Here is a 22917-nt window from a genome sequence, read left to right as displayed (position 1 = left end):
AATCAATACAGAGGACAATCATGACATATGAGGAGGTTGTGCAACGCCTGCGGGAGAATTTTGATACGTTGCCTCCTAGGCTGAAGGTAGCCGCACGCTTTCTTATAGATTCGCCGACTGAGGTCGCATTGCTCTCTATGCGCGAGCAGGCCAGAAAGGCGAACGTTCAGCCAGCAACCATGACGCGACTGGCACAGTGGCTGGGTTTTGCTGGATTTGATGAACTGAAAACCCTTTACGCTGACGCGTTGCGGAACGATGCAGGGTCCTTCACCAGTCGCTCGATACAACTCCTCGAGCGGAGAGAGAGCAGGGGCGATCTCGGTCTCATCACTGACTATGTCGATACCACCCTTGCCTACATCGAAAACCTGAAGAGCCCTGCGTTGGCAGAAGCGATGCTGGCTGCTTCGTATTGTCTCAGCTCGGCTTCGACCATCTATACAGCCGGCGTACGTTCTGCTTTCCCCATCGCATTCCAGATAGCATATGTGTCGAGCTATTTTTCAGAACATGTCGTACTTCTCGACGGTGCAGGTGGCATTGGTGCCGATCGGTTGAGGAATGCCGGTTCAAGTGATGTGCTGATCGTAACAAGCGTCCAGCCCTATGCAACTTTGACCGTTTCTTTGGTTCAGGAGGCGAAGAAGCGAGGTGTAAAGGTTATTGCAATTACAGACAGTGTTCTGTCGCCCGTAGGGCGATTGGCGACGGTAGCAATTCCCGTCCAAAAGCTATCGCCGTCGTTCTTTGATACTTTTGCACCCGCATTTGTAGTTGGAGAAATTCTGGTAGCGCTCTTTGCAGCCCACCACGGTAAAGCGGGAACAACGAAAATTGAAATGACGGAAAAGCATTTGCGAGATGCTGGGGAATTCTTTGAGAAGTAGAGCGCAGCGAGGTGAAGGAACAGCGGGCGCTCGCGCACCACAGTCACTACTTGCTTGTTTGCCGAGACCCTCCAAACACCTTGGCAACAGGGCGGCAAACGGGACGATGTGAACGTCGTCCATTGGCGCGATCGGCTTCCGTCCGACGAAGAACGTGCTCTACGTGGTGAATCGCGGCGGACCACATAATCCTGCTGAAGTCCCACGTCGGCGGCCAAAACTCGATCGCAGTTATTAATCTTGATCCTGAAAGTGGGGAGCCTCTCTTAGACTATCCCAGTACAGCGAAACAACGAGCAACCGACTGCGTACATTCTCCATAAATCGAGTTCAATTATGGTGGCGGCAACATGCAACAGCGGCTGCATGCCGACGGAAAGGTTGTCCCGCCAGGGTTAGCTGCGTTTGAGCTAGCGGAGCGCTGGTGTTCAGGCGATCATGCCGTTTATGCAGTAACCGCACAGCACTGCCGGCTCTTCGATGAAGGGTCTGGAGCGGATGCGGATTTTCTGGCGCACCAAGACCTTCTGGGGTGGTGGTATCTGCGGCGGGGTCTACTTCGCTGACAGAAACTGAGCACGACGAAACGGACGTTCCGTTGATCAAAAGCTACACGCACCGCATTGGCCCAAACCGATCCCGTAGCGCGGTCCCTTTAGGGAACTCGATCGTAGCGCCGCTACTCTCGCCGCGCGATAGAGGTACATCCAACGCCGGCTAACTCTGATGCACGTCTCGTCCATGTGCGGGGAGCCTGAATACAGACAGTTCGCTTCGCTCTTCGGCGCTCTGCTGAAGAAATCCACGGACGCAGCAATCGTCCTGCAGCATACAAACAAACGCTTGCTTTGTAATCTCCGTTCTTGCTATTTGGGAAGCGGAGAGAGGAGCGAGACAATCATGACCAATGCGACTTTGTGCTTCGATCACGTTCCCGACGCACTCGCCTGGGAGGCTTAATATGTTGCTTGAGTGGAGCTTCGCGATTTTCAGCGGGCTGACGCTGGGGATGGCCGCCTTCCTGGTCGCCGCTGGCCTGACGCTGGTTTTCGGCATTCTCAAGATACTAAACTTTGCGCATGGCACTTTCTTCATGCTCGGCGCTTATGTCACCTACTCAATATTAGGGACGGAATCGGCCAGCATGGCCGCGTTTCTACTTGCAACTCTCGCGGCAGGTGTCGTCGTAGGGGGGGCGGGATGGGCGACGGATCTCGTCATTTTCCGCAGATTGCGCGATTCGGATTATCACTACACGCTGATAGCAACCTTCGCTCTTCTGTTGTTGATCACGGGCCTGGTGAAGATCATCTGGGGGCTCGACTTCCGGCTCGTGCGCCCGCCGGAAGTTCTTGAAACCACATGGTTCATCGGCGGCATATTCATCCCAGCCTATTCCGTCTTCGTAATCGCGGCAGGGATTGTGGTCTTCCTCATCCTGGACTTCGGTCTTCAACGCTCGTGGATCGGCAAGACGGTGCAATCCGTGGCACGAGATCCGTGGATGGCCGAGGTTCTGGGCATCAATAACCGTGTCGTGATGACTGCCGCCGTTGTCGTGAGCTTCATGCTCGCCGGCATTGCAGGTGGATTGCTGCTCCCAAATCAGAGCCTTTCGCCAGCGCTCGGTGATGTGTTCCTCCTGCTCGCCTTCACGGCGGTAATCATCGGTGGCCTTGGTAACGTTCGGGGAGCCTTCATCGCTTCGATCCTGCTTGGACTGATCGAGAGCGTCAGCACCGTGCTGCTGCCTGATCTGCCGGGGATCAGCATCTTCGTTGCGTTGATTGTCTTTATCCTTGTGCGTCCGCAGGGTATCTTTTCGGGAGCTCAGTGATGGCTGATCGAAGTGTCTATTTCTGGCCGGCAGCCGGCGTGATTGCTCTCATTGCCACGGCGTTGGCGCCATTGTTTGCCAATGACAGCGTCACCTTCATCCTTGGTCTCGCGATGATCGAGGCGGTGTTCGCCCTTTCGTGGAACCTGTTGTTCAACTACACGGGAATTGCGAGTTTCGGGCATGCGGCGTTCTTTACGCTTGGCGCCTATTTCGTGGCTTGCGCCCAGCGATATGGCTGGGACGTAACCTTCCCGCTGCAACTACTCGTCGCATTCGCTCTTGGTGGGGGTGCTGCCTTTGCCATCGGCGCCGTGGCGCTGAAGAGGGCATCAGGCATTCACCTTGCGATCCTGACGCTTGCCATCGCCGAAGTTGTGCGCATGGTAATCGGCTATATCGACTACGTTGGCCGCGACGATGGTCTCGGCGGAATACCGCGTCCCGTGGTCAATCTCGGCTTGGCTACGCTCGACCTGCGCTCCAGCAGTGCGTATTATTGGTGCATTCTCGTGGTTTGCGTTGCGTTAGCCCTGGGTCTCTGGTGGCTGGTCAGAAGCCGCTACGGCCGCGCCCTGCGGAGTATTGCTGAAGATGCGGAGCGCGCGACTTTTGTCGGCATGGATATCTACAAGCTTCGCCTTTTCTCGTTCACAATATCGGGGGCGGTAGCTGCAATCTGCGGCGGGCTCTCCGCTCCATGGGTGCAGATCGTGACGCCGGATCTCAGCCATTGGCTCCATTCCGCTCAGCCGATGCTCAACACGCTTCTTGGTGGCTCAGCCATGTTCTGGGGTCCAGCCGTCGGTGCGTTTGCTTACTCCCTTATCAACTACTCGACGCGCACACTCGACGGCGTATCCGAGATTGTGGTCGGTGGCATCCTCCTAACGATTATCCTCATTGCACCCACCGGAATAACCGGAGCGCTGGAAAGCTTGCGGCGCAAGATTTTCCAGAAGTGGCGCGCCGCTAGTCCATGGGCGCAAGTACGGGTGAAAGGAGAGCAGATATGAAACCGGTTCTCGAGGTGACCAATCTGCACAAAAGCTATGCGGCTTTGAAGGTGCTGAAAGGGTTGAATTTCAATGTCGCCGAGAAGGAAACCTTTGCCATCATAGGCCCCAATGGCGCCGGGAAGACGACGCTGTTCAAGGTCTTGACGGGCGAGGTTCCCTGCAATGTCGGGCAGATCAAGTTCCGCGGTACCGACATCACGCATCAGCAGGCCTTCCGGCGCGTTCATTCGGGCTTCGGACGAACGTTCCAGGTTGCGCGGGTCTTCCCGAGCCTCACTGTCGCCGAAAACGTGATCGTCGCCGTTGAAGCCAGACTGCGTGCGGAAAATGTCAGGTCCGGCAAGTGGTACCACTGGCGTCCTGCAGCCGAAGTTCGGGATGAAGCCCTTCATCTTGTCGCGGATCTCGGCTTGGCAAATGAAGCGGAGCGGGAGGCGCGCTACCTCTCGCACGGCGACAAGAAGCGTTTGGAGTTTGCCATCATGCTGGGCGGCCGGCCGAGCATTCTGATGCTCGACGAGCCAACTGCGGGCATGTCTCCCACGGAACGGGTTGCGATCACTGATCTCATCCGCCGCATTAAGTCAGAGCGCGGTGTAACGGTACTCATGACCGAACACGACATGGACGTGATCTTCAATCTTTCTGACCGGCTGATGGTCATGAATTATGGTGAGATCCTCGCCGTCGGATCGCCAAAGGAGGTGCGTGCAAACAAGACTGTGCGCGACGTTTATCTTGGTCAGGAGATGGCTCATGCTTGAACTTTCCAACATCGACACCTTCTATGGCGAGAGCCATATTCTGCATCAGGTATCTCTCGCGGTTCATGACAAGCAGCGCGTGGCCGTTCTTGGCCGAAATGGAGCTGGGAAGTCGACGCTGCTGAAGAGCATTATGAATGCGGGTACGACGGTTAAAGGCAGCGTAAAGTGGCGCGGTAGGGATGTAAGCAAGCTCAAGGCTTATCAACGGGCGAGGGATGGGATCGCGCTCGTGCCCGAAGATCGCCGGATCTACAACCACATGACCGTGCAGGAAAACGTCGCCATAGCGCGTCAAGGCGTGTCGCGTTCGGTCGCCATGACGGAAGCGCGCGCAATTCTCGGTTCAATCGAGATGCTGTCTACGCTGGGCGAGCGAATGGGCGGTGCGCTTTCAGGCGGCCAGCAGCAGATGCTGGCGGTCGCGCGCGGTCTGGCTGCTAAACCCGAGCTGATCCTCCTGGATGAACCGACGGAAGGTCTTGCTCCGGTCATCGTCGAAAACATGGCTGCGGACATCATCAGCCGGTGCGACGCAAACCAGATAGCCCTCCTGCTTTGCGAGCAAAACATCTGGTTTGCGCGTAAGTGCACGTCCCATGTCTATGTCATCGATAGCGGCCGGATCGTGTTCGATGGTTCGTGGGAACAATTCGCTGAAAAGCCAGAGATAGCCGAGCGTTATCTGGCTGTTTAGCCACTCACTTGGAGCCTCACTGGCTACTACCCTACGCTGGCAACAGAGCTGGCGTTCTTCTTTTTATATCAACGCGATAGCAAAAATCCACATCACCGGAATATAAGGAAAAATTCCAGCTGCGGAAGCATCCTGCGGCTTGACACCTTCAGGCTTGGAGAGCATTCTGCAAAACAAACGTTCTTTAGAATTTTTCAGTCTCAGCCGGCTGAAGATGGCTCTAATCGGGAGGATATAGGGATGGCAAGGCTTTCAAGGCGCAGAATGTTGCAGGGCACGGGAGCGCTCGCCGCTGCCTCAGCAGTTGGGCTTCCAATGTCGCGTAGCTACGCGCAAGAACAGACGATCAAGATCGGTTTCCTTGGACCGCTTAGTGGCGGCATGGAAGTCATGGGCCGTCCTCTGCTGACTGGCGCCGAAATTGCGGTCAACCAGATCAACAAGGCTGGCGGCGTCAACGGCATGAAGCTCGAGCTGGTCCCGCGGGATGACAAGGGAACCGGGAAGGATGCCGTAACGGGAGCGCGCGATCTTTTCGCTTCCGGCGTGAATCTCCTTTGCGGAAATATTTCGACCGCATCCGTTCTGGGTGTTTCGCCGCTTCTGTCAGAGGCAAATGCCACGCTGATTTCGTGCTCGGCGGTAGCAGACAGCCTGACACACGAGGATTTCACGCCGAACTACTTCCGCATCTGTGAAAACGCCTACACGAAATATCGTGCCCAGGCCCGTCTGTTTGCGGAGCGCCATCCGGACATGACAAACTGGACCGGCGTTGTGACGGATGCCGCCAACGGCCGCTCCATTTGGACCGCATTCGAACACGGCCTCAGGGAATTCTATCCGGCGCTTGCCAACAAGGAAGTCTCGATCACCGATCCAGTCGTCACGAAGGTTGGGGCGTCTGATTTCAAGCAGCAGATTGTGCGGTTGATGTCATCTCCTGCGCAATGCTTCCTCAACACAACCAATGGTGCGGACGCCATCCTGTTCTTCTCGCAGGCAGCCAGCCTGGGGCTCGACTCCAAGTTCCCGCTGGTGACCGATGCGGGCAGCGGTTGGGGCGTGCCTCTCGCGCTGAAGGACAAGATTCCGCAGTCCATCCTGACTGGTGTGTTCTGGTACTACGAGGCTTATGATCATCTCGAAATGGGGCGTGAGCTTTACAAGGACTACGTCGACGCGACCGGCAAAGAGTTCCCGGACGACTTCGTCGAGCTGTCACATGCCGCCGTCTACGCCTATGCCAATGCAATCAAGGCTACGGGTAACACCGATACGCAGCAGATTGTGAAGGCGATGGAAGGCATGAAGTTCCAGACCGCCAAGGGTGAACGTGAGTTCCGCAAGGAAGACCACCAATGCATCGGTGATGTCACCTTCCTTACACTGGACCGCGCCGACAATGAGCGTGGATGGAAGGTCGGAGAGTTCATCCGTGTCAATGGCCGTGACTCGATGGAGCCTCCGTCACCGGGCAAAGCCATCGACTTCAGCAAGATCTAAGTAATTCACATCGTTCGGGTGGACCGCCGCAACCGCGGCGGTTCACCGGACGATCTTGTCCGAAATACTTCAGCAGGAAGGGTTAGCAGCGTGCAAGGAACTTACGAGCTGATCAAAATCAGCGGTGAGAAGGATGGCCAGATCGTAAGGTTGTCGTTCGATACTCAAACTCGTGGCAATGTCATCACTCCGAAGTTGCTTGAGGAATTTCACGCCGCGCTGGATGAAATCGTCGCGATGAACCCTCGCGTTCTGATCATTTCAGGTACGGAAAAGAGCTTCAGCCGTGGTGCGGACATTGATACGATCAAGTCCATGGGGCCAGCGTTCCAGGCCTATGTTGCCAGCGAGTTCAAGCTGTTCGATATCGTTGACCGGCTTCCCTTCATCACGGTTGCTGCGCTGACAGGCATCGTTATCGGCAATGCTGCTGAGCTGGCTCTTGCATGCGATTTCCGCATTGCTGCCGAAAGCTCGACCTTCACGCTTCCGGAAGTGGCGATTGGATTTGTAGCGCCCGCGCAGCGTATCACCCGCTATCTCGGCATTGGTCAGGTGAAGGACTTCCTGCTCAATGCAAGGATGTGGAAGGCAGCGGAAGCGCACCAGCACGGCCTCATCACGAAGGTTGTCGGTGACGCAGAATTTGAGGCCGGACTTCAGGCTTTTGCTGCCGAACTGGCAGACCGTCCGCCGCTGGCGCTCAATGTTACCAAGCAGGGAATTGCCACAGCTTATGGTTTTGGCCCCGCCGACTATCGCGGCGAAGAACATTGGGCATATGCCACCTATCTGACGGATGATGTGCAAGAAGGTTTTGCTGCACTGGCAGAAAAGCGGAAGCCGGTGTTTACCGGACGTTAGGAGGAATTTCCATGGACTTCAATCTGCCCGCAGATCTCGTTGCATATCTAGCTGAACTCGACGGTTTCATTGAAACGGAAATAGCGCCTCTTCAGGCGCAGGACGATAACGAACGCTTCTTTGATCATCGCCGCGAATGGGCTCGCACCGATTTCGAGCGGAATGGACTGCCGCGCCACGATTGGGAAGAGCTGCTGGCTGAAGCACGGCGCAGGGCTGACGAAGCCGGCCACCTGAGATTTGCTCTGCCGAAGGAATTCGGCGGCAAGGGCGGCTCCAATCTTTGGATGGCGGCTATCCGCGAGCACCTGGCTGCCAAGGGACTGGGCCTTCACAACGACCTTCAGAACGAGCATTCGATCGTGGGCAATTTCCCGGTGATCGTGATGTTGCGCGATTTCGGTACGGAAGCGCAAAAGGAAGAGATGATCCGGGGCTGCCTGGATGGCAAATACTGGATTGCCTTCGGCCTGACAGAACCCAATCATGGTTCCGATGCGACGCACATGGAAACGCGGGCTCAACGGGCCGAGCGCGATGGCAAGTCTGGCTGGGTCATCAATGGCGAGAAGATGTGGATCACAGGGATGCACATTGCATCCCATTGCGTGGTCTTTGCACGGACCTCCGGCGAAGATGGCGATGCGCGCGGCATCACTGCCTTCCTGGTTCCCACCAACACACCGGGACTGATCATCGACGAATACATGTGGACGTTCAACATGCCGACGGACCACGCCCGCTTCACGTTGTCAGATGTCTTCGTGCCTGACGATGCCGTGTTCGGCCCACCGGAAAACGGATTGGCGCTGGCTCAGGCCTTTGTTCACGAAAACCGTATCCGTCAGGCGGCAAGCTCCCTTGGCGCAGCAGTCTATTGTATCAATGAAAGCGTGCGTTACGCCCGTGAGCGCAAGCCGTTCGGTAAGGCATTGGCCGAGAACCAGGCGATCCAGTGGCCGCTGGTCGAGCTTGCAACACAGGCTGAAATGCTTCGACAGCTGATCCTAAAGACCGCATGGGAAATGGATCAGATGCCTCACCCGGAAGTGGAGAAGCGGCTCTCAGACAAGGTGTCGATGTGCAACTACTGGGCAAACCGGATGGTTTGCGAGGCGGCTGATCGTGCCATGCAGATCCATGGCGGCATCGGCTATTCGCGCCACAAGGCGTTCGAGCACATCTATCGCCACCACCGCCGCTATCGCATTACCGAAGGTTCGGAAGAGATCCAGATCCGCAAGGTTGCAGGCTACCTCTTTGGATATACAGGACCGAAGCGCAAGGAGTTTGAGCACTTAAAGTCTGCCAAGGCAGCTGAATAGCAGGCGGTGACGTGAACACTCTTCAGCCAAATCTCGAACAGAGCTTGCTCAATGCACTCAAGTCCTGTTTCGGCAAGCTCGACGCGATCGAGAACCTGCGTCCTCTCTCCGGGGGCGCAGTGCAGGAAACCTGGGCCTTTGAAGCAGTCGCGCAGGAACAACGCTGGCCGCTGATCCTGCGAAGGGCCCGCGGCACGCTTCGCGCAGACCGTGCTTACGGCATAAGTCTTGAGGGAGAGGCCGCGCTCATCCGGGCTGCGTCGGGTGAGAGTGTTCCAGTACCTCACGTCCATTATGTCCTGAAACCGTCCGATCAATTGGGCGACGGCTTCATCATGGACTTAATCGAGGGCGAGACAATCCCTCGACGCATTCTTCGCGACGCATCTTATGCTGTCCTCCGGCAGAGGCTTGCAGCAGAATGCGGGTCCATTCTCGCTGCAATCCACCGTGTCCGCGTAGACGGCGTAAGCGGCCTGGAGGCGCGACAGCCGCGAGAGACCATCGAGCGCATCTATCAGGACTACCTGGAACTGGATGCGCCAGGCCCGGTCTTTGAGCTCACCTTCCGCTGGCTGTTCGATCACATGCCGGAGGATATCGGTGAGTTGTCACTGATCCATGGTGATTTTCGCAACGGCAATCTTCTCGTCGGTCCTGATCACTTGCGCTCCGTTCTCGATTGGGAGGGCGCCCATTACGGCGATCCCCACGAGGACCTTGGATACTTGTGCATGACATCATGGCGTTTCGGCGCGATTGACAAGCCAGTCGGCGGCTTTGGTTCACGCGAAGATCTGTATGCCGCGTATGAGCAGGCTGGTGGAGTAAAAGTCGATCCGGCAAGAGCCCACTTCTGGGAAGTGGCTTATACGTTGAACTGGGGCATTCAGTGCGCCCAGATGGCCGACCAGTTCCTGCGGGGTGCTGATCCCTCCGTTGAGCGGGGCATGATCGGGCGTCGGCGATCCGAGACCGAGCTCGACCTTCTGAGACTTCTGAACCCGGGAGGCTTCAATGCTGGATAAACCGACGGGGGATGATCTCCTTCTAGCGGTGCTTCACTTCCTCAGAAACGAAGCCATGCCTCTGCTTGATGGCGCGGCAGCCTTCAAGGTTCGCGTGGCGGCCAATGCTCTTGAACTGGTTCATCGCGAGATCAAGGGTGCTGGAGATGTCGAGGCGGCCGAGGCGGAGCGCCTGACTGCACTCCTCAACCAGAATGGCACCATCGATGAACTCAACCGGGTGCTCTGCGAAGCGATCCGTTCGGGCAGGATGGACCTGTCAACGCCGGGGCTGCCGGAACATTTGTGGCAGACGACTTTGGATAAGATCGCCATTGAACAGCCAACCTACGCGACATACCGGAGCCTGATGGTGCAGGAAAAGGACGAGGTTCAGCCATGATCAATGTAATATTCTGCGTCTACAAACGGCCAGAAATGAGCGATGAAGAGTTTCGCGAATTCTGGTGGGAAAGCCATGGTCCTTTCGTCAAGGCTCGATCAGAGATCCTGAGAATGAAGCGCTATGTTCAGATGCCGCGCTTGCTGGCGCCGGGCTTTGAAAGTGTTGCGTCCGCGCGCGGGGCACCCGAACCGTTTGACGGCATTGCCATGGTTTCGTGGGAGAGCATGGACGAGTTGAAGGCAACATTCACCGATCCGGCCGCCAAGAAAGCGGCTCGCGAATTGCTTGAGGACGAACGCAGGTTCATCGACTTCAGCCGGTCTCCGATCTTCTTCACAGAAGAGAAGGTCGTCGTCTGGAACTAGCTTCCGGAGTGTTCCGTGTGTCCGTTGGCAGCGCTGGCTAAAGAGCTGGTGAGCCGCTTCGCGGTCCCATGTAGCTCACCTGCATCAGGGGGGAATTTGGCATTGAGAAGACTAAAGGGGAAAGTTGCCCTTGTGACCGGCGCCGGCCGGCTGCGCGGCATCGGACGAGCGACAGCGCTACGGCTGGCTGAGGAAGGCGCGACCGTGGTCGTCTCGGCACTGGCCCGCGATCCGTCGACGTTCCCGGACCATGAGCGGGAGGTCAGCTGGAAAGGCGCGGAGTCGGTGGCTGAAGAGATCGTCTCTGCGGGCGGACAGGCATCAGCCATCCACTGCGATGTTACTAATGCTGCAGAAGTCGAAACCATGATCGCTCGGATAGAGCGTGAGCTCGGCGCTCTCGATATAGTGGTCAACAATGCTGGCGTACCGGGCGAGGCGGGCTCAGGTCCCATCGTCGAGCTCGATGATGCAGCTTGGCATCATGCCATCAATGTAAATCTGAACGGTGTTTACTACGTATCCAAACATGCCGCGCGCGCCATGTTGCGCAAGGGCGAGGGCGGGGCAATCGTCAACCTGGCATCGCTGGCAGCTCGTTTCGGCATCGCGAACTATGGCGGCTACAGCGCATCGAAATTCGCCGTGATCGGCCTTACGCAGCAGATGGCGCAGGAGCTTGCGCCCCACGGCATCAGGGTAAACGCGATTTGTCCGGGCGTGACCGAGACGGACATGATGCTGGGCACATATTCGCGCATCGCGCAGTCTGCCTCTATCGATGTTGCGCGTGTTCAGGGGAGCACCCGCAAGTCCATCCCCATGAAGCGCCCGGGCACGCCGGAAGATCAGGCCGCGGCAATTGCATTTCTCTGCGGCCCCGACGCCGCATTCATCACCGGCCAGTCGATCAATGTCGACGGCGGTTTCCGGATGGATTGAAGGATTACAGACCTATGAAAGCAGTAGTGTGCAACGAGCTGGGCGAACCCTCCGTACTCCGGGTTGAGGAGCGTCCGTCAAAGGCCCCGCGGGATGGCGAGGTCCGCGTCAAGCTGAAGGCTGCCGCCCTGAACTTCCCTGACATCCTGATGATCGCGGGCGGATATCAGGTGAAGCCTGATCTACCGTTTATTCCGGGCATCGAAGCAGCCGGCGAGATCGTTGAGGTTGGTGCCGGGACGGGAAAATGGACAGTGGGAACGCCTGTCATCGTGACTGGCGCGGGAGATCCGCTGGGCCTCTTCGCTGAAGAGGTTACGGTGCCTGTCTCAACGCTTACCGCAATACCGAAGGGCATGACCTATGAGGAAGCCTCCGGCTATCTGGCCACCTACGCAACGAGCTATCACGGGCTTGTGGACCGGGGCCGCCTGAAGGCTGGCGAAACGCTCGTCGTACATGGTGCGACTGGCGGTGTGGGCACGGCAGCCGTGCAGATTGGGAAGCATCTGGGCGCAACCGTCATTGCGACGGGCGGCGATGACGGTAAGCTTGCCAAGGTCAAGGCCATGGGTGCTGACTACGTCATTAACTACAAGACGCAGGACGTCCGTGAGACTGTAAAGGTTTTGACCAACGGCAAAGGTGCAAATGTCTTCTACGATCCGGTTGGCGGTGAGGTGTTTGAAGCGTCGATGCGGTGTATTGCCCTCGAGGGACGCATCCTGATCATTGGAGCAACCAGCGGCACGTATGCCCCTGTCAAGACAAATCACATCCTGATCAAGGAAGTTGAGATCATTGGTGTGCTGCACGGCCACTGGCGTGATCGCCATCCTGAGATGTTCGAACAGAACATGCGAATTCTGGGTGAGTGGGCAGAGGCGGGGCACATCAAGCCTTATGTGGGCAGGACCTATCCGCTTGAAAAGGCCGCTGATGCTCTCGCCGCGCTGGGTAACCGCGAAATCGTCGGAAAATGCGTTCTTACAATCGATAACTAGTTTGGCCGTCGGGCCTATCGTGGAATGGAGTCCGAGATGACTGGACACAGTGATCCCAATATCCCCCAGGCAAGTGAATGTGTTGTGCGCTATGTCCTCGACCACCGTGCCGAGACCATGGGAGGCAAGGTTTTCGCGACGTACAATGATGATCGACCCGATTGGACCTACGTGGATCTGCACCGTGCTGTCGTTGAGACGGCAAACGGCCTCGCGGAGATCGGCGTTAAGCAGGGGGATCATGTTCTCGTGTGGTTGCCAAATGGCGATCTGATCCTGAAGACTCTTCTCGCGATCAACTATCTCGGCGCAACGTTCGTGCCGGTCAACGTGGCTTATAGGGGGCGATTGCTGGAGCACGCGATTGAGCTCTCTGACGCCGAGGTGATTGTTGCCCACCCCGAACTTATTCCGTCTCTCAAGGATATCTTAACCTCGAAACTAACAACGGTTGTCTATGCGGGCACGCGGGAGCCGGAGCCCGTTGGCAGCCTCCGGTTCATTCCGGAAAGCGTTCTCGCCACGGCGAATTTTGTGCCGCCGCCGCTTGAGCGCCAGATACAACCATGGGACAACCAGTGCATCCTCTATACATCTGGAACCACTGGTCCTTCCAAGGCGGTGCTTTGCCCTTACGCACATGTGGCTTCAACGGGTATCCACACGTTCCCCTACATGGGTGAAGATGATCGCGGCGTCATTTACATGCCGCTATTCCACATCGGCGCATTTGCTTATATTGCCTGGGCAATTCTGAAAGGCGGCTCGGTTGCCATCTTTGACCAGTTCGTCACGGGGACGTTCTGGCGGGATGTGCGCAAGACAGGCGGTACGTTCACCACGATCATGGGCGCTCCCACCTCATTCCTGCTGAAATCCGAACGCACCGAGGATGAGGAGAAGACGCCGCTGCGCTATGCGCTTGTCAATCCGTTGACCGAGCAGGCGAAGCAGCTCGCAGCGCGCGTGGGCTTCCGTGCGTACGGCGTGTTCAACATGACAGAGACCTCGTCTCCGCTTTACACGGTTCTTGATCCCGAAGAAATCAACGCGTGCGGTACTCCGCGCCCGGGCGTTCAATGTCGTATCGTTGACGATAATGACTGTGAAGTGGCGCCCGGAACGATCGGTCAACTGATCATCCGGAGCGATGCTCCATGGACGATGAACGCTGGATATTACAAGAACTCCGAAGCGACAGCGGAAACCTGGCGCAATGGCTGGTTCCATACCGGTGACGCGTTCCGCCAGGACGAGAAGGGCAATTTCTACTTTGTCGATCGCATTAAGGATTCAATCCGCAGACGTGGTGAAAATATCTCCTCCCACGAAGTAGAATTTGACGTGAATAGCTATCCGGACGTTAAGGAGTCCGCTGCAATCGCCGTCAAGAGCGAGTTCGGCGAGGATGAGGTAATGGTCGTGGTACGGCCACTTGAAGGACGCACTGTCGATCCGGAGGCGCTTTTGAATTACCTGCTTCCTAAAATGGCTCACTACATGGTGCCAAGATACGTCCGCATCGTGGCAGATTTTCCACGCACGCCCACTCAGCGTATACAGAAGCACTTGCTGCGTTCTGAGGGAATTACGCCGGATACGTGGGACCGTGAAAAGGCTGGTATCGTCGTCAAACGCCAGAAGTTGTCGCTCTGATGGATGGGGATTTGATCAATAGTACGTGGAAGCTGCTGCGTCGGCCGGTCGGTATGCTTCAACAGGGCGATCTGGAGCTGGTCCATGAACCCGTACAGCCGCCTGCTGAAGGAGAAGTATTGGTTCGCACCCTGTATCTCTCGCTTGATCCGACAAACAGGCTCTGGATGAGCGATACCGAGCAGTATCTGGAACCTGTCGGCCTTGGAGCTCCGATGCGGGGCGTGACGTTGGGCATTGTAGAGCAGTCCCAAGCTGAGAAGTTTCCGGTGGGGACGCTTGTCATCCCGCATGAAGGGGCATGGTCGCGCTATCAAACACTTAGTGCCACGAAGATCGCACGCTTGCACTTGAACGCGGACCTTCCGCTTTCCGCCTATATGAGCGTGATCGGTCCACCCGGACTGACTGCCTATTCGGGCATCGTCTTTGTTGGCGAGGCGCAGCCCGGCATGACCGTCACCATATCGGCTGCAGCGGGTGCAGTCGGTTCCGTTGCGGGGCAGATCGCAAAATCGCGCGGCTGCCGCGTCATCGGCATTGCCGGAGGGCCGGAAAAATGCCGTTGGCTCGTTGACGAACTCGGATTTGACGCCGCCATAGACTATAAGTCCTGCAACGTGGCGGAGGAGCTTCGCCGGCTTTGTCCTGACGGAATTGACCTGCATTTCGAGAATGTCGGTGGCTCGATCCTTGATGCCGCAATCGGCAATATGCGCATCGGCGGATGCATTGCCCTATGCGGTTTGATCTCCTCCTACAATTCCAGCGGGGCCGTGGTCGGGCCAAGTGAATTTCAGCTGGTCCTGATGAGGCGGATAGCAATCCGCGGCTTTCTGGTGATGGATTTCTTCAAGCGGGCGCGGGAAGCTTATGCGGAGCTGGAGAAGCTGGTGCTCGCAGGTAAGCTCAAGTGGAAGGACCATATCATTGACGGTCTGCAGAATGCGCCTGATGCCATGAATCTTCTGTTCAGCGGGCGTAATGAAGGCAAGTTGATGGTGAAGGTTTCCGAAGTTTAGAATACCGGCGACGGTTTGAGACGTTAAAAAGGACTGGCCTGTCTAGCGACAGGCCAGTCCTTTTTATTTTACGCTGCTTCCTGTCGAGAGGCAGCCGAGGGATAGAAGCTGCCGTTTTGTTCAGCCATTTCAACAAGGCCGGCTGTCGGACGGAATCGATCCCCAAAGCGTGCTGCAAAGTCGTTGCAGATCTCTACGAATTTCTTTGCGCCCAGCATATCGATGTAAGAGAGGGGGCCGCCGGTCCATGGCGCGAAACCCCAGCCAAGATAGGCGCCGACGTCGGCGTCCGCGGGCGTAGCAACGATGCCTTCCTCAAGGCAGCGTGCCGCTTCCAGCGCCTGGATGGTGAGCAGGCGTAGCTTCACGGTCTCCACATCAGGCTGGGTTTCCTGCACTGAAGCGAGTTCTGCCAATCCCGGCCACAGGCGCTTCTTGCCCTCCGCGGGGTAATCGTAGAAGCCTTTTCTACTCTTGCGACCCAGTCGGCCTTCTTTCGCGACCATGCGTTGGATAAGCGCTTCCGCCGGTGAGCCAGGGAAAGCGCGTTCCGTATCCTTGGCGTCTTGCTGATTAATCCGGTAGATCAAGTCGAGCGAGATCTCATCGCAGAGCGCCAGAGGCGCGACTGGCATGCCGGCCATTCGTCCCGCATTTTCGATGAGCGCGGGTGCAATCCCGTCCTGCACCATCAGGCAGCCTTCAGTGGTGTAGGTGGCGAAAACCCGGCTGGTGTAGAAGAACCGTCCGTCATTGACCACGATTGAGGTCTTGCGCAGCTGCTTGACGAAGTCGATCGCCAGCGCCAGAGCCTCGTTGCCAGTTTGCTCACCCATGATGATCTCGACAAGCGGCATCCGCTCCACAGGTGAGAAGAAGTGGAGGCCGATGAAGCGATCCGGCTTCGATGAAGCCCTGGCAAGATCTGAAATCGGTATGCTTGACGTGTTGGAAGCGATGATTGCATCGGGACAAACCTGCTCAATCTTGCGGATTACGTCCGACTTGACCGCGCTGTCTTCAAACACCGCTTCGATGATAAGGTCGGCCCCTGCAAGTTCGGCATAATCACTAACGGGTGTGATGAGCGGCAGGAGTTTGTCGGCAGACTTCGCATTGACCGCGCGGATGTGGTTGTGGACCTTTTCTGCGGAAGCCGCATCCTGATCTACAACAACAACCGGAATACCGGCCTTTGCCGCCACATGGGCGATGGCAGCGCCCATCATGCCTGCGCCGATAACGCCGAGCTTGGCGATAGTGCGCGCGGGAACATCGGCCGGACGACGCTCCTGCTTATTTGCCTTCTGAAGGTTGATAAACTGGGTGCGGACCATGTTCTTCGCCACATCGGTCGTCATGAGGCTTGCAAACAGGCGGGACTCTATCCGGATTGCGGTGTCGATCGGGACGATCATGCCATCATAGACAGCTTTCTGGATGGCGTCGAGATTGGGATAGTTTCCATAGGTCTTCTTACGCTGCAGGGCATTGGCGGCAGAAAAAGCGAAAGAACCTTCCAACGTTCGCGGGTCATCGCCTGGGAGCTTGTAGCCCTTGCGATCCCAGGGCTTGATCCAATCCTCCGGCGAGGAGGTGAGTATCCATTCCACGGCCTTGCTTACCAGTTGATCGGCCGGGGAAACTTCATCGATGATCTTCAGCTTCAGCGCTTCATCAGGCGAGAGCGAGCGGCCCTCGATCAGCAGCGGCAAAGCCTGGAGCGGCCCGAGTATGCGGGCGAAGCGCTGGGTGCCGCCGCCGCCCGGAAGCAGTCCAACCTTGGCTTCGGGAAGTCCAAGCTGGATGCGGGGATCGTCAGCAACGATGCGACGGGTACAGGCAAGGCATAGTTCCAGTCCGCCACCGAGTGCCAAGCCGTTTATGGCTGCAACGAAGGGCTTGCCACCTTTTTCTGTGCGGCGGAAAATCTTCTGCAGGTTCAGGACAGTGTTATAGACGTTGATCGCTCTTTGATTTGCTGGCAAATCGGCTTGCGCAAGAGACAAGATCCAGTCGAGATCGGCACCTGCAATAAATGCGGGCTTGGCGCTGGTAACAACGGCACCCTTGATTGTGTCGTCGCTAAGAACGCGCTCAACCGCCTCTGCATAGTCGGCAATCGACGCTTCATTCAGCACGTTCATCGTGCGACCTGGCATATCGAACGTGATGATGGCGACCCCATCGGCGTTTACTTCAAACTTCAGGTTCTGCATCACGATCCTCATACACGCTCAATAATGGTTGCCGTGCCCATTCCTGCGCCGACGCACAGAGTGACTAGCGCCGTGCTGCGGTTGGTCCGTTCCAGTTCATCAAGAGCCGTGCCCAGGATCATTGCTCCCGTTGCACCCAACGGATGGCCCATGGCAATCGCACCACCGTTCACATTCAGGATGTTTGGGTCGATGTCGAGAAGATGCTGGAACAGCAGGACAACCGAGGCGAATGCCTCGTTTAGTTCGAAAAGGTCGATGTCGGAGGTGGTCATGCCTGCACGTGCGAGCACCTTGCGCGTTACCTTTTCAGGTCCCGTCAGCATGATGCTCGGCTCGCTACCGATGGAGGTGAAGGCGCGGATGCGCGCGCGGGGCTTCAGTCCCATGCGAATTCCGGCCTCTTTCGAACCGAGCAGCACGGCAGCCGAACCATCCACGATACCGGAGGAATTGCCGCCGTGGTGCACATGGTCTAACGCTTCAACCTCCGGATAACGCTGCATAGCTACCGCATCATAGCCCATGGCGTCTCCCATGACGGCGAAGGCGGGCTTCAACGCGGCCAGATCCTGCATCGTCGTCTGCGGGCGCATATGCTCGTCCCGATCCAGAAGCACCTGTCCCAGCTCGTCATAGATTGGCACAATCGAACGGGCGAAACGGTTCTCTTCCCAGGCACGTGCTGCACGCCTCTGGCTTTCAACCGCATAGGCATCAACATCGGTGCGTGAAAAGCCCCACTTGGTGGCGATCAGATCGGCACCGATGCCCTGTGGAGTGTAATAGGTTTTGAATGCCACTTCTGGGTCGGTAAACCATCCGCCCGCATCCGCGCCCATGGGCACGCGCGACATGGATTCCACGCCCCCGCCAATTGTCACCTCTGACTGGCCTGACATGATCTGGGCTGCGGCCATGTTTACGGCCTCAAGCCCCGACGCACAGTATCGGTTGATCTGAACGCCTGGTGCAGTCTCAGCGTAGTCAGCATTCAGCGCGGCAATACGCCCGACGTTGGAGCCCTGTTCGCCCACGGGCATGACGCAGCCCAGTACAATGTCGTCTACCAGCGAGGTATCTAGATTATTCCGGTCACGTAGTGCGCGCAGCGAATGCGCTGCCAGATCCAGTGGCGGGACTTCGTGCAGCGCACCGTCTGGCCGGCCGCGGCCACGGGGAGTTCGCACCGCGTCATATATGAAGCAATCCTGCATGTATTGTCTCCTTCCTCGCTGCAGCCCTAGAGCGTGCGAGCGATCAAATCTTTCATGATCTCGTTCGTGCCGCCGTAGATCTTCTGGACCCGCGCATCGGCCCACATATGCGCGATGGGATATTCGGCCATGTAACCGTAACCGCCGTGCAATTGCAGACATTCGTCGATGATTTCGCACTGCTTCTGCGTGCACCACCACTTCGCCATTGCAGCTGTTGTTGCGTCGAGTTCTTCACGTCCAAGTTTCTCGATGCACTCGGCAACGAAAGCCTTGCCGATCGTGAGCTCTGTCTTGGCTTCCGCCAGCACGAAGCGGGTGTTCTGGAAGTCCAGCACAGCCTTGCCGAATGCCTTGCGCTGCTTCACATAGTCGATTGTCGTCTCAAGGGCGGTCTCGGCAGCTGCCAAAGCTTGCACGGCAATGAGCAGCCGCTCCTGCGGCAGCTGTTCCATCAACTGGTAGAAGCCACGATTCTCGCTATCGCCCAGAAGTGCGTCCGCCGGCAGCGCCACGTTGTCAAAGAACAGCTCGGACGTGTCCTGTCCGTGGAACCCAATCTTTTCAAGATTTCGCCCGCGCCGGAAGCCTGCGACATTTTCCGTTTCAACGATAAACAGGGATGTGCCCTTTGACCCGGCGCTCGGGTCGGTCTTAGCAGCGACGATAATCAAATTGGCGTTCTGGCCATTGGTGATGAAGGTCTTCTGCCCATTCAAAACGAACCCGTTGCCCGACCTCTCCGCTTTTGTGCGAATGCCCTGCAGGTCCGAGCCTGTTCCAGGCTCTGTCATGGCGATCGCACCGATCATCTCACCGCTGGTAAGGCGGGGAAGCCATTTCTGCTTCTGCTCTTCCGACCCATAACGCGTGATATAAGGTGCGACTATCGCGTTATGGAGGGGAACGCCGAAGTCGAAAAAGGCAATCCGCGCCAGCTCTTCCATTATGACGATCTCGTGCCTGAACTCGCCACCGATACCGCCATATTCCGCAGGAATGCTGACACCCAAAAGCCCCACATCGCCAGCCTTCTTCCAAACCTCGGGCGGGACGCGGCGCTGGGACCTGTACTGCTGGACGTTTGGTGCAACCTCTTCCGCCAGAAAGCGCCGCACTGTTCGGCGGAACGCCTCCAACTCCTCTGTCAGCGCGTTGACGCTCATGACACTGCTTCTCCTAGGATGTTTAGCACAACACGTATCTAACAACCGTTTGATTTGCAAGTGTCTACGACAAGTTTTGCAGATCCTTCCTGCATTAACCCCGGTCTGCTACGAAGGCGGGAGTGCGCTTTTCCATGAACGCGCGGGCTGCTTCCTGCGATTCCTCCGTCATGCGGAGGGATGACATGAGAGAGCATTCATATTCGTAGGCTTCCTTGAGGTGCATGGTTTCCACACGGTTGGCCGCTACCTTGGCCAGGCGAATGGCGGTCGGACTCTGGTTTGCGATCTGCTCAGCAATCTCCAACGCTTCTGCCATCAGAGAGTCGTGAGCGACCACTTTCTCAACCATGTTGACGCGCAAGGCTTCTTCAGCTGACACACGGCGGCCGGTGAAGGCCATCAGGCGGGCCATGCCCTGAGGGGCCATACGCATTACGTGCTTGGCGCCACCCATCGCGCCGACTGAAATTTCAGGCAGCGCAAAGAAGGCTCGCTCGGAAGCCACGCGGATGTCGCAAAGCGCAGTCAGAACGATGCCGGTGCCAAGCGCTGCTCCGTTTACAGCCGCAATAACCGGTGCAGCGCAATCCTGGAGCGCGTTGAAAGACGTTCTGATAATGGCGAGTTCTTCGACCGTGTCGTCATACGTCTGCTCGAGAAAGCCCGACACATCGTTTCCCGCACAGAAGGTCTTTCCCTCTCCGGTAAGAATTGCCACCCGCACGTCGGTGTTTTCGGCAATGTCGGTGAAAGTTTTTCGCAGCTGCCTGTAGGTTTCGATAGTGAATGCGTTAACCGGAGCTCGCGCAATGGTGACGAGCGCGATTCCGCGCTCGATGTTCAGTCGAATGTCACTACCGGTCATCTCTGATCCTCCCAATTTGGCTTGGTTCAAAACTAGCAATGTCGGAAACACTTGACAACCAACAAACAAATGTTTGATTTACAGCTATACGGAGGTGCCAATGACAACAGAATCAATCAACATCTCGATCGACTCAGGGATTGCGACTCTGAAACTCTGCAGGCCGCATGTAATGAATGCATTGGCAGCCAGCACAATTCGGGAGCTCCGCTCCGCCCTTGCGAGCCTGCGCGACAACGCGGAAGTGCGCACTGTGGTGCTGACCGGGGAGGGCAAGGCATTTTGTACGGGAGCAGACCTGAGCGATCCGGAGATTTCACTGGATGGCCCTCTTTCCCAGCGAAGTGAAAAGCTGGCTCAGCTGATGCGTGGGGAAATCAATCCGACCGTGAGCGACCTCCTGCACTTTCCGAAGCCCACGATCGCTGCCGTAAACGGTCCAGCGGTTGGAGCGGGCATCGGCCTCGCGCTGAGCTGCGATATCGTGATCGCCACTCAATCGGCTTATTTCATGAATGTTTTTACGCCTCGCATGGGCCTCGTTCCCGATATGGGCGTCACCTGGCACCTTGAGCGTCTTGTTGGGCGCGCCCGCGCTCGCGGGATGACCATGCTGGGCGACCGCCTGTCTGCGCATGATGCAGCCGAATGGGGGATGATCTGGAAAGCGGTTCCGGATGCAGAGCTGGCCGCGGAGGTCTCAGCGACGGCGCGGCGGCTTGCCGATGCTCCCCCGCTTGCGCTCAGGGCCTTGTCTGAAATTCTCGATGAGGCCGGCAGCAATGGTTTTGACGAGCAATTGGATCGCGAGGGCGAGGTTCAATGCTCGCTGGTTTCTACTGCCGATGCGCAGGAGGCCGTCACAGCGTTTCGCGAGAAGCGTCTTCCTCATTTCACGGGACGTTAGGCAACCCGCTGACCTCATGCATCGCCCGATGAAGTCGGGCGCGCTTTCTCCACCGAGATGTCGCTTGCCGAGAACGCAAGCCCGCTACAAAGGAAATTTCAGATGATCGTCACCAAGCCGACAGGACCGCTGCGCGGGATGCGCGTGGTCGAGTTTGCTGGTCTTGGCCCTGCGCCCTTTGCTGCGATGATGCTCTCCGACATGGGCGCGGATGTCGTACGCATTGACCGTAAGGGCACTGGCGGGTCCCGGCCAACCGATATCACCAGTCGCGGGCGGACATCGGTAGAACTTGATCTGAAGAACAGCGAGGATGTTGAGGCTGCCCGCGCACTCATTAACGCTTCGGATGTGCTGATCGAAGGCTTCCGGCCGGGTGTAATGGAGCGGATGGGCCTTGGTCCCGAGGATCCGAGCATCACGAACCCCAAGCTCATTTATGCTCGTATGACGGGGTGGGGCCAGAACGGCCCCCTGTCATCCTCTGCCGGGCATGACATCAACTATATCGCGCTGACGGGTGCGCTAGCTGCCATAGGCCCGGCCGATGGCAAGCCCGTGCCGCCGCTGAACCTCGTGGGTGATTACGGGGGGGGAGCGCTCTATCTGGTCAGCGGCATTCTCGCTGCACGCGTCGAGGTGCTGCAATCAGGCCAAGGCCAGGTCGTCGACTCTGCCATGTGTGATGGCGTCATCAGCATGCTGACGCTGTTCCATTCACTGGCGGCGGAAGGACAGTGGGATGACAGCCGGCGAGGGGCCAATCTGCTCGATGGCGGCGCGCCGTTCTATCGCACATATGAATGCAAGGACGGGAAATATGTTTCCGTCGGCGCTTTGGAGCCCCAGTTCTATCGATTGCTGTGTGAGAAGGCCGGGCTTACGGCGCCTGACTTTGCCGACCAGAACAACGTCGGCAACTGGTCGTCGCTCCACAAACAGGCGGAAGCTGTTTTCATGACGAAAACAAGGGCTGAATGGTGCGAGCTGCTGGAGGGGACGGACGCTTGCTTTGCGCCGGTGCTCACCATGGAGGAAGCGCGGCAACATCCCCATAATATCGCTCGCGGCAGTTTCATTGAGATCGATGGGGTGAGCCAGGCGGCTCCTGCACCACGCTTTTCGCGCACACCCTCACGGGTGCAATCGCCACCGCCGCCGCAGGCGGCCGATATCGCTGATGTTCTGGCGAGATGGCGGACGCCTCACGAGCAGTTGAAATCATAGTTGAAAGGA

General features: G+C 57.4%; 21 protein-coding genes. 17 read left to right on the top strand and 4 right to left on the bottom strand.

The genetic code is table 11. From position 1 onward, the window contains the following. Positions 1–20 precede the first annotated feature (20 nt). From IEX27_RS18380 to IEX27_RS18310, 15 genes are all read left to right on the top strand, one after another. Positions 21–890 carry a MurR/RpiR family transcriptional regulator gene (locus tag IEX27_RS18380; protein WP_188722559.1) on the top strand — a complete coding sequence of 290 codons (870 nt, stop codon included), beginning with the start codon at positions 21–23 and terminating at the stop codon, positions 888–890. Positions 891–1851: 961 nt separating this feature from the next. Continuing rightward, entirely contained in the window at positions 1852–2727 is an 876-nt protein-coding gene (locus IEX27_RS18375; protein ID WP_188722558.1) for a branched-chain amino acid ABC transporter permease, read from the top strand. After that, positions 2727–3743: a branched-chain amino acid ABC transporter permease gene (locus IEX27_RS18370; RefSeq protein ID WP_188722557.1), complete on the top strand. Its 1017-nt coding sequence runs from the start codon at positions 2727–2729 to the stop codon at positions 3741–3743. Before IEX27_RS18375 ends, IEX27_RS18370 begins: the two co-directional genes overlap by 1 nt. After that, positions 3740–4510 carry an ABC transporter ATP-binding protein gene (locus tag IEX27_RS18365; protein ID WP_188722556.1) on the top strand — a complete coding sequence of 257 codons (771 nt, stop codon included), beginning with the start codon at positions 3740–3742 and terminating at the stop codon, positions 4508–4510. Before IEX27_RS18370 ends, IEX27_RS18365 begins: the two co-directional genes overlap by 4 nt. Continuing rightward, a complete protein-coding gene (locus IEX27_RS18360; RefSeq protein ID WP_188722555.1) occupies positions 4503–5207 on the top strand; it encodes an ABC transporter ATP-binding protein in 705 nt (234 codons plus the stop codon). Before IEX27_RS18365 ends, IEX27_RS18360 begins: the two co-directional genes overlap by 8 nt. A gap of 315 nt (positions 5208–5522) precedes the next feature. Next, positions 5523–6713, top strand: coding sequence for an ABC transporter substrate-binding protein (locus tag IEX27_RS18355; protein ID WP_188722554.1), 1191 nt, complete (start codon positions 5523–5525; stop codon positions 6711–6713). Positions 6714–6803: 90 nt separating this feature from the next. Further along, positions 6804–7577: an enoyl-CoA hydratase/isomerase family protein gene (locus IEX27_RS18350; RefSeq protein WP_188722553.1), complete on the top strand. Its 774-nt coding sequence runs from the start codon at positions 6804–6806 to the stop codon at positions 7575–7577. A gap of 11 nt (positions 7578–7588) precedes the next feature. Beyond that, positions 7589–8902, top strand: a complete 1314-nt coding sequence (locus IEX27_RS18345; protein ID WP_188722552.1) for an acyl-CoA dehydrogenase family protein — start codon at positions 7589–7591, stop codon at positions 8900–8902. Positions 8903–8913: 11 nt separating this feature from the next. Then, positions 8914–9930, top strand: coding sequence for a phosphotransferase family protein (locus tag IEX27_RS18340; RefSeq protein ID WP_244630446.1), 1017 nt, complete (start codon positions 8914–8916; stop codon positions 9928–9930). Continuing rightward, positions 9920–10312, top strand: coding sequence for a DUF6285 domain-containing protein (locus tag IEX27_RS18335; protein WP_188722551.1), 393 nt, complete (start codon positions 9920–9922; stop codon positions 10310–10312). Before IEX27_RS18340 ends, IEX27_RS18335 begins: the two co-directional genes overlap by 11 nt. Then, complete coding sequence (locus tag IEX27_RS18330) at positions 10309–10680, top strand: EthD domain-containing protein (RefSeq protein ID WP_188722550.1); 372 nt, start codon at positions 10309–10311, stop codon at positions 10678–10680. Before IEX27_RS18335 ends, IEX27_RS18330 begins: the two co-directional genes overlap by 4 nt. A gap of 102 nt (positions 10681–10782) precedes the next feature. Beyond that, the gene (locus tag IEX27_RS18325; RefSeq protein ID WP_188722549.1) at positions 10783–11622 is read left to right on the top strand and encodes an SDR family NAD(P)-dependent oxidoreductase; all 840 of its coding nucleotides are present in this window, start codon (positions 10783–10785) and stop codon (positions 11620–11622) included. Between the two features lie 14 nt (positions 11623–11636). Beyond that, positions 11637–12626, top strand: a complete 990-nt coding sequence (locus IEX27_RS18320) for an NADPH:quinone oxidoreductase family protein (RefSeq protein WP_188722548.1) — start codon at positions 11637–11639, stop codon at positions 12624–12626. A 24-nt stretch (positions 12627–12650) separates the two neighbouring features. Next, the gene (locus IEX27_RS18315) at positions 12651–14282 is read left to right on the top strand and encodes an AMP-binding protein (RefSeq protein ID WP_210315565.1); all 1632 of its coding nucleotides are present in this window, start codon (positions 12651–12653) and stop codon (positions 14280–14282) included. Between the two features lie 11 nt (positions 14283–14293). Next, complete coding sequence (locus IEX27_RS18310) at positions 14294–15304, top strand: NADP-dependent oxidoreductase (protein ID WP_210315564.1); 1011 nt, start codon at positions 14294–14296, stop codon at positions 15302–15304. 68 nt (positions 15305–15372) lie between these two features. Here the strand turns inward: IEX27_RS18310 and IEX27_RS18305 are convergent, their stop codons facing one another. The 4 genes from IEX27_RS18305 to IEX27_RS18290 all read right to left on the bottom strand — a co-directional run bounded on the left by IEX27_RS18305 (position 15373) and on the right by IEX27_RS18290 (position 20774). Further along, on the bottom strand, positions 15373–17523 hold the full coding sequence (locus IEX27_RS18305; protein ID WP_188722546.1) for a 3-hydroxyacyl-CoA dehydrogenase NAD-binding domain-containing protein: 2151 nt from the start codon (positions 17521–17523) through the stop codon (positions 15373–15375). Between the two features lie 8 nt (positions 17524–17531). Further along, positions 17532–18740, bottom strand: coding sequence for an acetyl-CoA C-acetyltransferase (locus IEX27_RS18300; RefSeq protein WP_188722545.1), 1209 nt, complete (start codon positions 18738–18740; stop codon positions 17532–17534). Positions 18741–18766: 26 nt separating this feature from the next. Then, a complete protein-coding gene (locus IEX27_RS18295) occupies positions 18767–19906 on the bottom strand; it encodes an acyl-CoA dehydrogenase family protein (protein ID WP_188722544.1) in 1140 nt (379 codons plus the stop codon). A 94-nt stretch (positions 19907–20000) separates the two neighbouring features. After that, positions 20001–20774, bottom strand: a complete 774-nt coding sequence (locus tag IEX27_RS18290; RefSeq protein WP_188722543.1) for an enoyl-CoA hydratase-related protein — start codon at positions 20772–20774, stop codon at positions 20001–20003. Positions 20775–20874: 100 nt separating this feature from the next. Here IEX27_RS18290 and IEX27_RS18285 point away from each other — a divergent pair, with 100 nt between their 5' ends. Both IEX27_RS18285 and IEX27_RS18280 read left to right on the top strand, forming a co-directional pair. Further along, a complete protein-coding gene (locus tag IEX27_RS18285) occupies positions 20875–21681 on the top strand; it encodes an enoyl-CoA hydratase-related protein (RefSeq protein WP_188722542.1) in 807 nt (268 codons plus the stop codon). Between the two features lie 102 nt (positions 21682–21783). Next, a complete protein-coding gene (locus tag IEX27_RS18280; protein WP_188722541.1) occupies positions 21784–22908 on the top strand; it encodes a CaiB/BaiF CoA transferase family protein in 1125 nt (374 codons plus the stop codon). The last annotated feature ends 9 nt before the right edge of the window (positions 22909–22917 follow it).

This window comes from Nitratireductor aestuarii, from assembly GCF_014641695.1.
In the GTDB taxonomy this organism is placed as follows: domain Bacteria; phylum Pseudomonadota; class Alphaproteobacteria; order Rhizobiales; family Rhizobiaceae; genus Chelativorans; species Chelativorans aestuarii.
The sequence above is the reverse complement of the archived record's forward strand: the minus strand, read 5'-3'. Positions and strand labels throughout refer to the sequence as shown.

Coding starts and splice junctions, on each gene's coding strand:
- IEX27_RS18320 (WP_188722548.1), top strand. CDS start 11,637: ATGAAAGCAGTAGTGTGCAACGAGCTGGGCGAACCCTCCGTACTCCGG.
- IEX27_RS18305 (WP_188722546.1), bottom strand. CDS start 17,523: ATGCAGAACCTGAAGTTTGAAGTAAACGCCGATGGGGTCGCCATCATC.
- IEX27_RS18370 (WP_188722557.1), top strand. CDS start 2,727: ATGGCTGATCGAAGTGTCTATTTCTGGCCGGCAGCCGGCGTGATTGCT.
- IEX27_RS18285 (WP_188722542.1), top strand. CDS start 20,875: ATGACAACAGAATCAATCAACATCTCGATCGACTCAGGGATTGCGACT.
- IEX27_RS18330 (WP_188722550.1), top strand. CDS start 10,309: ATGATCAATGTAATATTCTGCGTCTACAAACGGCCAGAAATGAGCGAT.
- IEX27_RS18345 (WP_188722552.1), top strand. CDS start 7,589: ATGGACTTCAATCTGCCCGCAGATCTCGTTGCATATCTAGCTGAACTC.
- IEX27_RS18300 (WP_188722545.1), bottom strand. CDS start 18,740: ATGCAGGATTGCTTCATATATGACGCGGTGCGAACTCCCCGTGGCCGC.
- IEX27_RS18295 (WP_188722544.1), bottom strand. CDS start 19,906: ATGAGCGTCAACGCGCTGACAGAGGAGTTGGAGGCGTTCCGCCGAACA.
- IEX27_RS18380 (WP_188722559.1), top strand. CDS start 21: ATGACATATGAGGAGGTTGTGCAACGCCTGCGGGAGAATTTTGATACG.
- IEX27_RS18315 (WP_210315565.1), top strand. CDS start 12,651: ATGGAGTCCGAGATGACTGGACACAGTGATCCCAATATCCCCCAGGCA.
- IEX27_RS18280 (WP_188722541.1), top strand. CDS start 21,784: ATGATCGTCACCAAGCCGACAGGACCGCTGCGCGGGATGCGCGTGGTC.
- IEX27_RS18365 (WP_188722556.1), top strand. CDS start 3,740: ATGAAACCGGTTCTCGAGGTGACCAATCTGCACAAAAGCTATGCGGCT.
- IEX27_RS18355 (WP_188722554.1), top strand. CDS start 5,523: ATGTCGCGTAGCTACGCGCAAGAACAGACGATCAAGATCGGTTTCCTT.
- IEX27_RS18360 (WP_188722555.1), top strand. CDS start 4,503: ATGCTTGAACTTTCCAACATCGACACCTTCTATGGCGAGAGCCATATT.
- IEX27_RS18335 (WP_188722551.1), top strand. CDS start 9,920: ATGCTGGATAAACCGACGGGGGATGATCTCCTTCTAGCGGTGCTTCAC.
- IEX27_RS18375 (WP_188722558.1), top strand. CDS start 1,852: ATGTTGCTTGAGTGGAGCTTCGCGATTTTCAGCGGGCTGACGCTGGGG.
- IEX27_RS18290 (WP_188722543.1), bottom strand. CDS start 20,774: ATGACCGGTAGTGACATTCGACTGAACATCGAGCGCGGAATCGCGCTC.